The sequence below is a fragment of the Pseudomonas sp. H1_A03 genome, from assembly GCF_054685145.1.
Map to the genome: position 1 here is coordinate 639,503 of NZ_CP162829.1, position 14,339 is coordinate 653,841.

Here is a 14,339-nt window from a genome sequence, read left to right on the forward strand (position 1 = left end):
CAAGTCCCGCCAATTGAGCGGGCCTGCACCACCTCCCTGAACAAGTGACAAGGAAGCCCGCATGAGCGACAACCGTTTCAAGATTGTGTTTGATGGGGCCTTGCTCCCGGGTGTCGAAAGCACCACGGCCAAACTGAACCTGGCCGAGCTGTTCAAGAGCGAAGTTGAAGCCATCGAGAAGCTCTTCACCGGCCGCCCGGTTGCGCTCAAACGTGACCTGTCGCGCCCGGATGCGGAAACCTACCTCACCGCGCTGAAAAACGCCGGGGTCGACGCACGCATCGAAGCCGAACAACCCGTAGCCTTCAGCCTCGCCGAAACCCATGAGACGGATTCCGGCGCTTCCGACTTCTCCCGCCCGGCCGCTTCACCCTATGCACCGCCGCGCGCTGCCGTAGGTGAAAACCTGCCGGAGTATTCCACTCTTAAAGTCTTCACTATCCACGGGCGCATCGGGCGACTGCGGTATCTCGCCTGGACCCTGGTGTTGACCCTAGCGATGCTGGTCGCGGGTGGCATCATCAGCACCGTCAGCTTTGCGGTAGCCACCGCCTCGCCAACCGCAGGTACCATCCTTGGGGTGTTGCTGGGTCTCGCGTTGTTTGTTGCGCTTGTGTGGGTCAGTGTACAAATCGGTGTGCAGCGCCTGCACGATCTGGGGTGGTCAGGCTGGCTGTATTTCCTCAACCTGGTACCGCTGGTGAACAGCGTCTTCCCGATCCTGTTGCTGGTATTGCCAGGGAATGCAGGCGCCAATCAATACGGCGCGCCACCACCCCGCAACTCCACGGCGGTAAAAGTCCTGGCCACGCTGTGGTTGGCGTTTATCCCAGTCATGCTCGCCATCGTGGTGACCCTGGGCATGAACGGTTACCTGAACCAACTCGAAGCCAACATGGACAGCAGCTACGAAAGCAGCTCCATCACCGCCGATGAAGATGCCGACCAAGCCACGGCCGTAGAAGAAGACGAAGCGCAAAGTGCTGACGAAGCGGGCGAACCTGTAGACTCTCCAGAACAGTAAAGAAACGCCCCGGCCTGTGATGCCTTTGTCACAGGCGCGGCGGTGTTGCGATGGAGAAAGGCATGACCCGTTACGCTCTGATCACCGGCGCCTCCAGCGGCATCGGCCTGGCCTTGGCCGAAGCGCTGGCCCGTCGCGGCCGCAGCTTGATTCTGGTGGCCCGCCAGCGTGATCAGTTGGAAAGCATTGCAATCGAATTGACTCAACGCTTCGGTGTCGAGGTGCTGTTCCGGGCCTGCGACCTGGGCGAGCCACTGCGCTTGTCCGGGTTCCTGCTGGAGCTTGAAGAAGGCGAACGGCAGATCGACTTGCTGGTGAACTGCGCCGGCATCGGCACCAGCGGCCCCTTCCTGGCTCAGGACTGGATGACCGAGCAGGACCTCATGGAGGTCAACATCCTGGCCCTGACCCGTATGTGCCATGCCCTGGGTAACACCATGGCCCTGCAAGGCGGCGGGCAGATTCTCAATGTGGCGTCCGTCGCGGCATTCCAGCCAGGCCCGTGGATGAGCACCTACTACGCCAGCAAAGCCTACGTACTGCACTTTTCCGAAGGTCTGCGCGAAGAATTGAAGACCTGCGGCATCAAGGTCTCGGTCCTCTGCCCCGGCCCGACACGCACCGCATTCTTCGGCACCGCGCAAATGGACACCGCCAAGCTCGACGGCAGCCAACAACTGATGAGCCCCGAAGAAGTGGCGCTTTATACCGTGCGCGCCCTGGAAAAGAACAAAGCCATCATCATTCCCGGCCGACGCAACCGCTGGATCGCCTTCAGCCCACGTTTCAGCCCCCGATGGCTGACCCGCAAGATCGCCGGCGCCATTAACAAGGCCTATTGCCCGCGCTGACCGGCTGAGTACACTCACCCTGCACATTCATAATGGAGAAACAGCTGTGGATACTCTGTTCACCAAAATCATCAACAGAGAAATACCCGCGAAGATTATCTACGAGGATGACCAGGTCCTGGCCTTCCACGATATTGCACCGCAGGCACCCGTGCATTTTCTGGTCATTCCTAAGAAACCTATCCGCACGTTGAACGACCTGACTGAAGACGACAAAGCCCTAGCAGGCCATATTCTGTTCACCGCCCAGCGCCTGGCCGTTGAGCAAGGCTGCGAAAAAGGTTTTCGTGTGGTGATGAACTGCAACGAAGACGGCGGGCAGACCGTTTATCACATCCATATGCACGTGCTGGGTCAGCGCCAGATGAACTGGCCGCCGGGCTGATCGGCCCTCGAGCAAGGGTCGTGCCCCAGGCTGCGACCCCATGCCCTTGACGCGGCGCAAACGCTTCCCCCTCTCTTGCGGTAAACTGGCCGCCGAGATTCTTCCCGGAGGTCAGCATGACTACCCAACGTCACTACTCGCCGATTGACCGTTTGTTGCTGCAAGCCGACACGGCCATGCGCACGCTGCTGCCATTCAGCGGCCAACCGTATCGCCCCTCGCCCGCCATCGTGCGCCCCGACGCCCAGATGAGTGAGACCGAGACCCGCCACGTCGCCGGCCTGATGCGCATCAACCACACCGGTGAAGTCTGTGCCCAGGCGCTGTACCAGGGCCAGGCGCTGACCGCCAAGTTGCCGCAGGTACGCGCCGCCATGGAACATGCCGCCGAAGAGGAAATCGATCACCTGGCCTGGTGCGAGCAGCGCATTCGCCAACTCGGCAGCCATCCCAGCGTGCTGAACCCGCTGTTTTATGGCTTGTCGTTTGGTATCGGCGCTGCTGCCGGGCTGATCAGCGACAAGGTCAGCCTGGGTTTTGTCGCGGCGACCGAGCGTCAGGTGTGCAAGCATCTGGATGAGCATCTGGAACAACTGCCGGCCGAAGACGAAAAGTCCCGGGCGATTCTTGAGCAGATGCGTATCGATGAAGAACACCACGCCGAAAGCGCACTGGATGCTGGCGGTTTCCGCTTCCCGGCGCCGGTGAGGTTAGGCATGAGCCTCTTGGCCAAGGTCATGACCAAAAGCACCTATCGTATCTAAGCGTATAAAATCCAGGCCAAAAAAAGGGCGCCGTCACAGCGCCCTTTCTTTTTGCCTGCCGATTGAGCGATCAGCCCAATTCGATGATTTCGTAATCATGGGTGATGGCCACACCGGCCGCGCCGAGCATGATCGATGCCGAGCAGTACTTCTCAGCCGACAGCTCGATAGCACGCTTGACCTGGGCTTCCTTCAACGCCCGGCCCTTCACCACGAAATGCATATGGATCTTGGTGAAGACCTTGGGATCTTCGGTGGCGCGCTCGGCTTCCAGGAAGGCTTCGCAGCTTTCCACGGCCTGGCGAGACTTTTTCAGAATGCTGACCACGTCGAAATTGCTGCAACCGCCTACACCGAGCAGGAGCATTTCCATCGGGCGTACGCCCAGGTTACGGCCACCGGCTTCCGGCGGGCCGTCCATGACCACCACGTGGCCACTGCCCGACTCACCGAGGAACATGGCTTCGCCCGCCCATTGGATGCGTGCCTTCATCGCCCAGACTCCACTGCTAAAAAAGGGTCGCCAGCTTAGCACAGGGCCCGCACGCGTCAGCGTTTCACGCAAAAGCGATCAATAGCAGGGTTTGCGCTGAAAATGAGCTAATCGAGACAGGATGTGTCTGTTAAGCTGGCGCCAAATGAGTGGCGCATCGCCACCATTTATACAACGTGTATCAATGCCGATACCGACGAATACAACAACTCCAACTACCTCGCGCAGTTTTTTCGGGATACAACCATGGTTGCCCTTACTCCCATATCCAAGATCAAGAATCTCGACAAACTGTTGATGCACTGCCAGCGCCGTCGCCATCCGGCCAAGCACAACATCATCTGCGCCGGCGAACGTTCAGAAACACTGTTCTTCATTATCAAAGGCTCGGTCACCATTCTGATCGAGGATGAAGACGGCCGCGAAATGATCATCGCCTACCTGAACACCGGAGATTTTTTTGGGGAGCTGGGGCTGTTCGAACAAGCCGGCAAGGAACAGAAACGCAGCGCCTGGGTGCGTGCCAAGATCGAGTGCGAAGTGGCTGAGATCAGCTACGCCAAATTCCGCGAACTGGCCCAGCAGGATCCCGACATCCTCTACGCCCTCAGCGGGCAGATTGCCCAGCGCCTGCGTGACACCACGCGCAAGGTCGGCGACCTGGCATTCTTTGATGTCACCGGCCGAGTAGCGCGCTGCCTGCTGGAGTTGTGCAAACAGCCCGACGCCATGACTCACCCCGACGGCATGCAGATCAAGGTCACACGCCAGGAAATCGGGCGCATTGTCGGCTGTTCACGGGAGATGGTCGGTCGCGTGCTCAAGGACTTGGAAGAGCGCAGTCTGGTGCACGTCAAAGGCAAGACGATGGTGGTGTTCGGCACCCGTTAACCCGGCAGGACGCTGGCCAGCATTTGACGATACAAGGTATCCAGCCGGCTGATCGCATCCGGTGCTGGGAAGGCTTCGTGCAGAGCGATATGGCTGTCGGCGCGAACCCGCTGCTCGAGACCGCAGGCTTCGTTGAAGCGGTTGACCGCCGCGATCAACGCATCCCGGTCGTTATCCAGCAACAAGGCACCGTGCACCAACCCCACCGGGCGGCCACCGCTTTGGCGCCAGCGCTGCGCGGTGCCGACCATTTTGCGGCCGTTAAGGTTGACGTTGTAGCGACCGTCGCAAAATGCCCCGTCGATTTCGCCGACAGAGGCGTCGCCACCCAGCTCGATCAGCAAGTCGCAGATCGGCTGGCATAAACGCAAGTAGCCGGTTTCGATGCGGTTCTGATCGCCCTCGCTGCGCGGTGGCGCGTAGACCAGGGCGATATTGACCGTGGCACTTGATTGCGGCACCGGCTCACCACCGGTCTCGCGTAGCAATACAGGCCAACCGGCGGCGGCCGAAACCTGGCTAGCGGTTTCGAACGCCGGCAGCCGACTTAAACGACGCGGCATCACCAAGGCTTGATCGCTGGGTTGCCAGAACAGCAGGCCGAATTCCTGCTCACCAGCGCAAACGGCTGCCAGCAAGGCTTGCTCGGCGGCCAGCCCAGCTTCAACAGTCATCGACACCGGCTTAGCCATCAAACACCTATATCCCTAGGTAAACACAAAACCAAATGTGGGAGCCGGGCTTGCCCGCGATGCAGGCACCTCGGTCCTTCAGTTACTCCGAGGTGATGCTATCGCAGGCAAGCCAGCTCCCACATTTAGACCGCACTTCAAATCCTGACCGTGTTCACGTCAGTCTAATGTCGAACCACTGACCGCCACACCACGCTCCGGGAAGAACAGACGCTGCAACTCCGCCCCAGGGTTCTCGGCACGCATGAAGGTCTCACCCACCAGGAACGAATACACACCACTGATCTCCATCAACTCCACATCAGCACGGTTGGCGATGCCACTCTCGGTGATCACCAATCGGTCGCGCGGAATTCGCGGCAGCAGGTCCAGTGTGTTTTCCAGGCTGACTTCGAAGGTGTGCAGGTTACGGTTGTTGACGCCCACCAGCGGTGTGTCGAGGGTTTTAAGTGCGCGTTCCAGCTCATCGCCGTCGTGCACTTCCACCAACACATCCAGGCCGACGCTTTTGGCCACGGCCGCCAGTTCGGCCATCTTCACGTCATCCAGGGCGGAAACGATCAGCAACACGCAGTCAGCGCCCAACGCACGGGCTTCGACGATCTGGTACGGGTCGACCATGAAGTCCTTGCGGATCACCGGCAACTTGCACGCGGCGCGGGCTTGCTGCAAGAACAGGTCGGAACCCTGGAAGTAGTCGATATCGGTCAGTACTGACAGGCAGGTGGCCCCGCCCTTCTCATAGCTCTTGGCAATGTCTTCAGGAATGAAGATCTCGCGAATCACGCCCTTGCTGGGCGAAGCCTTTTTGATTTCAGCAATGACGGCGGGCTGCTTTTCCCTGGCCTGCTTGATAAGCGCATTGGCGAAGCCACGCGGCGCATCAGCGATCTTTGCCTGAGCTTCCAGTTCGGCGAGGCTCACTCGGGCGCGGCGCTCGGCGACTTCTTCAGCCTTGCGCGCCAGGATCTTTTCCAGAACGGTTGGCACACTCATCCTTCATTCTCCATCTTGAATACCGCGGTGAATGCTCCCAGCTCTTCCAGCTTCTCGCGAGCCAGGCCGGTGTGCAGCGCATCGTGGGCCAAGGCGACCCCTTCCTTAAGACTATAGGCATGGTCGGCTGCATAAAGTGCCGCGCCAGCATTCAAAACGATCATCTCAGCGGCTTTTTGACCATTCTCGGTCTTGCGACGCCCCAAGGCATCGCGGATCAGCTCGAGGGACGCCGCCGGGCTTTCCACTGCCAGGCCGTGCAGGCTCTGGCTCTTCATGCCCAAATCTTCCGGCTCGACCCAGTACTCTGTGACTTGGTCATCTTTGAGCTCCGCCACGAAGGTCGGTGCCGCCAGGCTGAATTCGTCCAGGCCATCCTTGGAATGCACCACCAGCACATGCTTGCTGCCCATGCGCTGCAACACTTCCGCCAACGGCCGGCACAGCGCCTGGCTGAATACGCCCACCACCTGGTGCTTCACACCGGCCGGATTCGTAAGCGGGCCGAGCATGTTGAACAGGGTGCGCAGGCCGAGGTCCTTGCGCGGGCCAGCAGCGTGTTTCATTGCGCCATGGTGGGATTGGGCAAACATGAAGCCGATGCCGACATTATCGATGCAACGCGCCACTTGGACCGGCGTCAGGTTCAGGTAGATGCCGGCAGCTTCCAGCAAGTCGGCACTGCCGCTCTTGCCAGACACTGCACGGTTGCCGTGCTTGGCCACGGTGCATCCGGCCGCCGCGACCACAAACGATGCGGCCGTCGACACGTTGAAGATGTTGGCACCATCACCGCCGGTGCCGACCACGTCGACCACGCCGTCGAGGGTCTTGAGCTCAACCTTGTCCGCCAGCTCGCGCATCACCGACACGGCGCCGACGATCTCGTCGATGCTCTCGCTCTTCATACGCATTGCCATCATGAAGGCGCCGATCTGCGCATCGGTGCATTGACCGGTCATGATCTCGCGCATCACATCGCTCATTTCAGCGGTGCTCAGGTCCAGATGGCCGACGATACGGCTCAGGGCAGTCTTGATATCCATGGAAAGTCCTTAGCGCGTGCCGCCGCTCTGCTTGAGAAAATTAGCGAACAGCTCGTAGCCCTGCTCGGTCAGGATCGACTCGGGGTGAAATTGCACCCCTTCGATATTCAGTGTCTTGTGGCGCAGGCCCATGATCTCGTCGACCGAGCCGTCTTCCAGCTGGGTCCAGGCGGTCAGTTCCAGGCACTCCGGCAGGGTTTCACGCTTGACCACCAACGAGTGGTAGCGGGTTACCGTCACCGGCAGGTTCAGCCCGTGAAACACACCCACGTCATTATGGAACACCGGGCTGGTCTTGCCGTGCATCACCTGGCGCGCGCGCACCACGTCACCGCCAAACGCCTGGCCGATGGACTGGTGGCCCAGGCACACGCCCAGGATCGGCAGCTTGCCGGCGAAATACTTGATCGCTTCGAGGGAAATACCCGCCTCGGTCGGCGTGCAGGGGCCTGGCGACACCACGATGCGCTCCGGATTCAGCGCAGCGATTTCAGCCACGGTCAGTTCGTCGTTGCGCACTACCTTGACCTCGGCACCGAGCTCACCCAGGTACTGCACAACGTTGTAGGTAAAGGAGTCGTAGTTATCAATCATCAGTAACATGGGGAAACCTCAAGAATTGGGGGTCTGTTCAGCCAGCGCAACGGCGCGGAACATCGCGCGGCGCTTGTTCAGGGTTTCTTCCCATTCGAGGGCCGGCACCGAGTCGGCGACAATCCCGCCACCGGCCTGCACGTGCAGCTCCCCGTCCTTGATCACGGCCGTGCGGATTGCAATGGCCGTGTCCATGTTGCCGTTCCAGGCGAAATACCCCACGGCGCCGCCGTAGACACCGCGCTTGACCGGCTCCAACTCGTCGATGATTTCCATCGCACGGATCTTCGGCGCGCCCGACAAGGTGCCCGCCGGCAGGATCGCGCGCAGTGCGTCCATCGCCGTCAAGCCGGCTTTCAGCTCGCCGGTGACGTTGGACACAATGTGCATCACGTTGGAATAACGCTCGATCACCATCTTCTCAGTGAGCTTGACCGAACCGATTTCCGAGACGCGCCCGGTGTCGTTACGGCCCAGGTCGATGAGCATCAGGTGCTCGGCAATTTCCTTGTCGTCGCTCAGCAGGTCTTCTTCCAGCGCCAAATCCGCCTCTTCAGTCGCGCCACGTGGGCGCGTCCCGGCGATCGGGCGCACGGTGATCAGGTTGTCTTCGACGCGCACCAGCACCTCCGGCGAACTGCCCACCACGTGGAAGTCACCAAAGTTGAAAAAGTACATGTACGGCGTCGGGTTAAAGCAGCGCAATGCGCGATACAGATCGATCGGCGCGGCCTTGAAGTCGATGGACATGCGTTGCGACGGCACCACCTGCATGCAGTCACCGGCGAGGATGTATTCCTTGATGGTATCGACGGCGCGCTCGTAGTCATCCTGGGTAAAGCTGGAGCGGAAAACCGGGTCGGCTGCCGGTGGACGACTGAGGTCCAGGCCGCGACGCGGGGTGATCGGCTGGCGCAGTTTTTCCAGCAGCGCTTCGAGGCTGGCCAGGCCGCTCTCGAAAGCGTCGGCCTGGGCCGGGTCGGCGAGCACAATCGCGTGCATTTTGCCGGCGAGGTTGTCGAACACCACCACCGCGTCGGAGACCATTAGCAGAATGTCCGGGACACCCAATGGATCCGGGTTCGGGCACTTGCCCAGGCGTTTTTCCACGTAACGCACACAGTCGTAACCGAAGTAACCCACCAGGCCACCGTTGAAACGCGGCAGACCCGGGATGGTCGGCACGTTGTAACGCGCTTTGAACGCCTCGACGAACGCCAGCGGGTCTTCTACATCGTGGCTTTCGATCTCGACGCCATCATGGGTAATGCTCACATGATGGTCGTGCACACGCAGCACGGTGCGGCACGGCAGGCCGATGATCGAGTAACGGCCCCACTTCTCGCCGCCCTGTACGGACTCGAGCAAGTAGGAATTGGGCTCGTCGGCCAGTTTCAGGTAGATCGACAGCGGCGTGTCGAAGTCGGCCAGCGTTTCGCAGGCCAGGGGAATGCGGTTGTAGCCGGCAGCGGCCAAACGCAGGAATTCTTCGCGGGTCATGATGTGCCTCGTGGCTTGAGGGTCTAACAGTCAGGTATGCAAACGTGCCGCATAGCGCGGCCAGGATCAGTCAGGCGCGCCAACGCCAGCGGGCCAGGGCCTTGATGACTTTCATCCAGAGTTTGCGAGTGACCACCACGATGGAATTTCCAGAAGGGGACGGATCGGTATCGGGCAACGTTATCTCAGCGCCCGCTCCCAAGCAACCGGGGATTAACAGGCGCAGGTCATCAATTACCAATGAAGGCGACTCTTCGGCAATCGGCCGCCCATGGTTGTAGCCGTAACTGAGGGCCACACACTGCACGCCCGCGGCCTTTGCCGCCAGCACATCACTGCGCGAATCACCCACAAACAGCGACTGCGAGGCCGGGATATTGGCCATTTTCATCACGAAAAACAGCGCCGCCGGGTCGGGTTTTTTCTGCGGCAAGGTATCGCCACCGATGATCCAGCGGAAATACCGGCCGATTTTCATCTGGTCCAACAGCGGCGCGACGAAGCGTTCCGGCTTGTTGGTGATGAGGGCCATTTCCACGCCCTGCTTGCTCAGCCACTTGAGGGTGTCGCGCACGCCGGGGTAAACCATGGTCAGTTCGTGGCCGTCTTCATAGGCGGCGTTGAACAGTTCCAGGGCGTGTTCGGCCTCCACCTCATCCACCCCTTGGGCATCAATGTTGTTGGCCAACGCACGGCGCACCAGCATCTGCGCGCCGTTGCCCACCCACTCGCGCACCGACTCGATCCCGGCGGGCTTGCGTCCCAGCTTGAGCAGCATCTCGTCCACCGCCGCAGCCAGGTCGGGCACCGAGTCGATCAAGGTACCGTCCAGATCGAACATCACCAGCCGTGGCAATTTGCCGGGGAACAGTTGCTCAAAGCCACTCACGGACGTGCCAGCGCCAATTCGGCGCGCATCTTGGCGATGACTTCCTGGTAGTCCGGCGCGTTGAAGATCGCCGAGCCGGCCACAAAGGTGTCGGCGCCAGCCGCTGCGATTTCGCGGATGTTATTGACGTTGACCCCGCCGTCGATTTCCAGGCGGATGTCACGGCCAGAAGCGTCGATCAACGCACGGGCTTCGCGCAGTTTGTCGAGGGTGCCGGGGATGAACTTCTGCCCGCCGAAGCCTGGGTTGACGCTCATCAGCAGGACCATGTCGACCTTGTCCATCACGTATTTGAGCACGTCCAGCGGGGTGGCCGGGTTGAACACCAGGCCCGCCTTGCAGCCGCCTTCGCGGATCAGTTGCAAGGTACGGTCGACGTGCAGCGAGGCTTCCGGGTGGAAAGTGATGTAGGTCGCGCCGGCTTCCACGAAGTCACCGATGATGCGGTCCACCGGGCTGACCATCAGGTGTGCATCAATGGGTGCAGTGATGCCGTACTTGCGCAGCGCGGCGCAGACCATCGGGCCGATGGTCAGGTTGGGCACGTAGTGGTTGTCCATGACATCGAAGTGTACGAAGTCGGCACCGGCGGCCAACACCTTGTCCACTTCCTCACCCAGGCGGGCGAAATCGGCGGAGAGAATCGATGGAGCAATGACGAAGGGCTGCATGACGCACCTTTTTTGAGCTAAATCACGATGGCGCGCATTGTATACCTCATGCTTTGCCGCGCGCACCGTGACCTGGCTCAATGGCTAGTACGCGGCCCGATAGATTTTCTCGATATCGGTTGCGCTGAGCTTGCGCGGGTTGTTGCGCATCAGCCGTTCAATCCCCGCCGCTTCAACAGCCATGGCCGGGATGGCGTCCTCAGGCACCCCGAAACTGTGGAGCCCCGCCGGGATCTCGACAGCGGCACACAGCCGCGTCATTGCCTCGACGGCTTGGTCGGCGGCATCGTTGACGCTCAACCCCGTGACATTCACGCCCATGGCCTGGGCAATGTCCTGCATGCGCTCCACGCAGGCCAACTTGTTCCAGTGCATGACATAGGGCAGCAACAGCGCGTTGCTCACGCCATGGGCGATATTGAAACGTCCACCCAGCGGGTACGCCAATGCATGCACCGCGCCGACCCCGGCATTCCCAAAGGCCATGCCCGCCATCAGGCTGGCGGTGGCCATGTCGTCGCGGGCCTGCAGGTTGGCCGGGTTGGCGTAGGCCTTGGGCAACGCGTTGGCAATCAGCTTGATGGCGCCAATGGCCAATGCATCGGTAATCGGCGAGGCGTTCAGCGACAGGTAGGATTCAATGGCATGCACCAGCGCATCCACGCCGCTGGCGGCGGTGACACTGCGCGGGCAGGTCAGGGTCATTTGCGGGCTGATCAGCGCCACATCCGGCAGTAGATAATCGCTGACGATGCCCTTTTTCAGCTGCGCGACCTTGTCGGAGAGGATCGCCACATTGGTGACTTCCGAGCCGGTGCCGGCTGTGGTGGGAATCGCGATCAGCGGCGGCCCCTTGCGCGGTACCTGGTCGACGCCGAACAAGTCCGCCAGGGCGCCGTGGTAGCCGGCATAGGCGGCCACGCTTTTGGCAATGTCGATGGCACTGCCGCCGCCCAGGCCGATCAAGCCGTCATGCCCGCCGTCGCGGTAGACGCGCATGCAATCTTCGACAATGGCGATTTCCGGGTCCGGCAGCACGCGGTCGAAGATTTCATAGCTGCGTTCGCCCAGGTGTTCGAGTGCCAACGCCACGGTGCCGGACTTGACCAGCGCGGCGTCGGTGACGATCAGCGGGTTATCCACATCCAGGCGCGTGAGCTCAAAGGCCAGTTGTTCGATGGCGCCCGCGCCGGTCAGCAGTTTATGGGCGATCTTGAATGAGGAAGTACTCATGTGCGCGGCCTCTTATTCGGAAATGGGCTGGGACAAGAGTAGCTGATTGAGGCTGGTTGTCTTGCATTCAGCAACTGAATAGACACAGAACCAATGTGGGAGCGGGCTTGCTCGCGAATGCGGTCTGTCAGTCACTAAATGTTTAGCTGACACACCGCGTTCGCGAGCAAGCCCGCTCCCACATTTTGATTTCTGTGTGGCATCAGACCTGCGCAGTACGCAGTTTCTCGCTTCGCCCACGCAGCCATTCCAGGGTCAGCAACAGCAACACCGAGAAGGCAATCAACAAGGTCGCCGCAGCAGCAATCGTCGGGCTGAGGTTTTCGCGGATGCCGCTGAACATCTGGCGCGGCAGGGTCGCTTGCTCGGGGCCGGCGAGAAACAGCGTGACCACCACCTCATCAAACGAAGTGGCGAAAGCAAACAGCGCCCCGGAAATCACCCCTGGTGCGATCAACGGCAAGGTCACCCGGCGAAACGCGGTCAATGGCGAAGCACCGAGACTGGCCGCCGCCCGCACCAGGTTGTGGTTGAACCCCTGCAAGGTCGCCGACACGGTGATGATCACAAATGGCACGCCCAACACCGCGTGCACCACGATCAGCGAGAAAAAGCTGTTGCCCAGGCCCAGTGGCGCAAAGAATAGGTAACTGGCCACGCCAATGATCACCACCGGCACCACCATCGGCGAAATCACCAGCGCCATTACCAGCGCCTTGCCGGGGAAATTCCCACGGGTCAGGCCAATCGCTGCCAAGGTGCCGAACACCATGGCCAGCACCGTGGCCGCCGGGGCAACGATGACGCTGTTCTTGAGTGCACGCATCCATTCAGCCGAGGCGAAGAAGTCCTGGTACCACTGCAGCGAGAAGCCTTGCAGCGGGTACACCAGGAAACTGCCGCTGTTGAACGACAGCGGGATGATCACCAGCACCGGCAGTATCAAAAACAACAGGATCAAGCCGCAGAGGATCCGCAAGCTGTAGAACCAGACCCGCTCAACGGGCGACATATAAGGGCTCAGCATCGCAAGGTCTCCTTAGCTCAGGCGCAGGCGACTGGCGCCCACCAGCCGGTTGTAGATCAGGTACAGCACCACGGTCGCCAGCAGCAGCAAGCCGCCCAACGCCGTCGCCATGCCCCAGTTAATGCTGGTGTTGGTGTAGAACGCCACGAAGTAGCTGACCATCTGGTCGTTCGGGCTGCCGAGCAGCGCCGGGGTGATGTAGTAACCAATTGCCAGGATGAACACCAACAGGCAACCAGCGCCCACGCCGGCGTAGGTCTGCGGGAAGTACACGCGCCAGAAGCTGGCGAACGGATGGCATCCCAGGGAAATCGCTGCACGCATATAAGTGGGCGAAATACCCTTCATTACGCTGTAGATCGGCAAGATCATGAACGGCAGCAGAATGTGCACCATGGAGATGTAGACCCCGGTGCGGTTGAACACCAGTTCCAGAGGTGTGTCGATCAGGCCCATGCCCATCAGTGCACTGTTGATCAGGCCGCCGGATTGCAGCAGTACGATCCATGCCGCTACCCGCACCAGGATCGAGGTCCAGAACGGCAACAACACGAGGATCATCAGCAAGTTGCTTTTACGCGCCGGCAAATTGGCCAGCAAATAGGCCAAGGGATAAGCCAGCAGCAGGCAGATGGTGGTGATCACCAGGCCCATCCAGAAGGTGCGCGCAAAAATGTCCAGGTAGATCGCTTGGTCTGGCGTGGCCGGCGCCACTTCGCCGAGGTCATCGATACGGTGATCGACGGCCGCCAACAAATAGAACGGCGTCAGGCTGCTGGTGTTACGCCGGATCGCCTGCCAGTACGCCGGGTCGCCCCAGCGTTCGTCGAGGTTTTCCAACGCTTCTTTATAAGAGGCCGGCGTTTCGCTGAACGGCAGCGCCCGCGCGGTTTTGGTCAGCAGGCTGCGGTAGCCGGCCAGTTCCATGTTCAGGCGCTTGGACAGATCGCCCAGGGTCTGGTTTTTGCGCGCTTCGCCCAGGTCTTCACTGAGGGCCTGGTACACCGGCTCGCCCGGCAGGCCGCGACCATCCCAGGCCGTCACCGCCACCACGGTGCGCGGCAGACCGCCCACCACTTCCGGGTTGCCCACGCTTTTGTAGAGCAGCGCAACGATCGGCACCAGGAACACCAGCAGCAAAAACAGCACCAGCGGCGCAATCAAGGCCTGGGCCTTCCAGCGGTTAAGCCGCTCGGCACGCGCAAGGCGCTGCTTGAGGGTGGGGCTGTTGACCTCGTTCGAGGGAACGGCGATGGCCATGGCTGACTCCGAAAATCTGAAAA

Annotated in this window: 16 protein-coding genes; 5 read left to right on the forward strand and 11 right to left on the reverse strand. The window is 60.7% G+C overall.

All coding sequences use genetic code 11. The annotated features are described in order from the left end of the window. The first annotated feature begins 61 nt into the window (after positions 1-61). The 4 genes from AB4O35_RS03050 (at position 62) to coq7 (ending at position 3,024) form a co-directional block, all read left to right on the forward strand. Positions 62-1,024: a DUF805 domain-containing protein gene (locus tag AB4O35_RS03050; protein ID WP_065871767.1), complete on the forward strand. Its 963-nt coding sequence runs from the start codon at positions 62-64 to the stop codon at positions 1,022-1,024. Positions 1,025-1,086: 62 nt separating this feature from the next. Further along, on the forward strand, positions 1,087-1,875 hold the full coding sequence (locus AB4O35_RS03055; RefSeq protein WP_065871768.1) for an SDR family NAD(P)-dependent oxidoreductase: 789 nt from the start codon (positions 1,087-1,089) through the stop codon (positions 1,873-1,875). Between the two features lie 46 nt (positions 1,876-1,921). Beyond that, complete coding sequence (locus AB4O35_RS03060) at positions 1,922-2,260, forward strand: histidine triad nucleotide-binding protein (protein WP_003194682.1); 339 nt, start codon at positions 1,922-1,924, stop codon at positions 2,258-2,260. A gap of 116 nt (positions 2,261-2,376) precedes the next feature. Then, positions 2,377-3,024 (forward strand): 2-polyprenyl-3-methyl-6-methoxy-1,4-benzoquinone monooxygenase, encoded by a 648-nt coding sequence (gene coq7, locus AB4O35_RS03065; protein ID WP_065871769.1) that lies wholly within the window; start codon positions 2,377-2,379, stop codon positions 3,022-3,024. Between the two features lie 70 nt (positions 3,025-3,094). Here coq7 and AB4O35_RS03070 read toward each other — a convergent pair whose 3' ends face one another. Then, positions 3,095-3,517 (reverse strand): OsmC family protein, encoded by a 423-nt coding sequence (locus AB4O35_RS03070; protein ID WP_005792019.1) that lies wholly within the window; start codon positions 3,515-3,517, stop codon positions 3,095-3,097. A gap of 246 nt (positions 3,518-3,763) precedes the next feature. Between AB4O35_RS03070 and crp the strand changes: the two genes are divergently transcribed. Continuing rightward, a complete protein-coding gene (gene crp / locus AB4O35_RS03075; protein WP_065871978.1) occupies positions 3,764-4,408 on the forward strand; it encodes a cAMP-activated global transcriptional regulator CRP in 645 nt (214 codons plus the stop codon). Here crp and AB4O35_RS03080 read toward each other — a convergent pair. From AB4O35_RS03080 to AB4O35_RS03125, 10 genes are all read right to left on the reverse strand, one after another. Further along, a complete protein-coding gene (locus AB4O35_RS03080) occupies positions 4,405-5,100 on the reverse strand; it encodes a lipoate--protein ligase family protein (protein WP_065881616.1) in 696 nt (231 codons plus the stop codon). The two genes, crp and AB4O35_RS03080, sit on opposite strands and share 4 nt — an antisense overlap. 159 nt (positions 5,101-5,259) lie before the next feature. Then, complete coding sequence (trpC, locus tag AB4O35_RS03085) at positions 5,260-6,096, reverse strand: indole-3-glycerol phosphate synthase TrpC (RefSeq protein ID WP_065871771.1); 837 nt, start codon at positions 6,094-6,096, stop codon at positions 5,260-5,262. After that, positions 6,093-7,142 (reverse strand): anthranilate phosphoribosyltransferase, encoded by a 1,050-nt coding sequence (gene trpD, locus AB4O35_RS03090; protein ID WP_049711281.1) that lies wholly within the window; start codon positions 7,140-7,142, stop codon positions 6,093-6,095. Before trpD ends, trpC begins: the two co-directional genes overlap by 4 nt. Before the next feature lie 9 nt (positions 7,143-7,151). After that, positions 7,152-7,745 carry an aminodeoxychorismate/anthranilate synthase component II gene (locus tag AB4O35_RS03095; protein WP_049711280.1) on the reverse strand — a complete coding sequence of 198 codons (594 nt, stop codon included), beginning with the start codon at positions 7,743-7,745 and terminating at the stop codon, positions 7,152-7,154. Between the two features lie 9 nt (positions 7,746-7,754). Then, entirely contained in the window at positions 7,755-9,236 is a 1,482-nt protein-coding gene (trpE, locus tag AB4O35_RS03100; RefSeq protein WP_065871773.1) for an anthranilate synthase component I, read from the reverse strand. A 70-nt stretch (positions 9,237-9,306) separates the two neighbouring features. Further along, the gene (locus AB4O35_RS03105; RefSeq protein WP_065881617.1) at positions 9,307-10,125 is read right to left on the reverse strand and encodes a phosphoglycolate phosphatase; all 819 of its coding nucleotides are present in this window, start codon (positions 10,123-10,125) and stop codon (positions 9,307-9,309) included. Then, the gene (gene rpe, locus AB4O35_RS03110) at positions 10,122-10,796 is read right to left on the reverse strand and encodes a ribulose-phosphate 3-epimerase (protein ID WP_034101050.1); all 675 of its coding nucleotides are present in this window, start codon (positions 10,794-10,796) and stop codon (positions 10,122-10,124) included. The genes AB4O35_RS03105 and rpe overlap by 4 nt, the downstream gene beginning before the upstream one ends. 84 nt (positions 10,797-10,880) lie before the next feature. Further along, a complete protein-coding gene (locus AB4O35_RS03115; protein WP_065871775.1) occupies positions 10,881-12,029 on the reverse strand; it encodes an iron-containing alcohol dehydrogenase in 1,149 nt (382 codons plus the stop codon). Between the two features lie 202 nt (positions 12,030-12,231). After that, positions 12,232-13,056, reverse strand: a complete 825-nt coding sequence (locus AB4O35_RS03120; protein ID WP_065871776.1) for an ABC transporter permease — start codon at positions 13,054-13,056, stop codon at positions 12,232-12,234. Between the two features lie 12 nt (positions 13,057-13,068). Further along, positions 13,069-14,316 (reverse strand): ABC transporter permease, encoded by a 1,248-nt coding sequence (locus AB4O35_RS03125; protein ID WP_065871777.1) that lies wholly within the window; start codon positions 14,314-14,316, stop codon positions 13,069-13,071. Between the last annotated feature and the right edge of the window lie 23 nt (positions 14,317-14,339).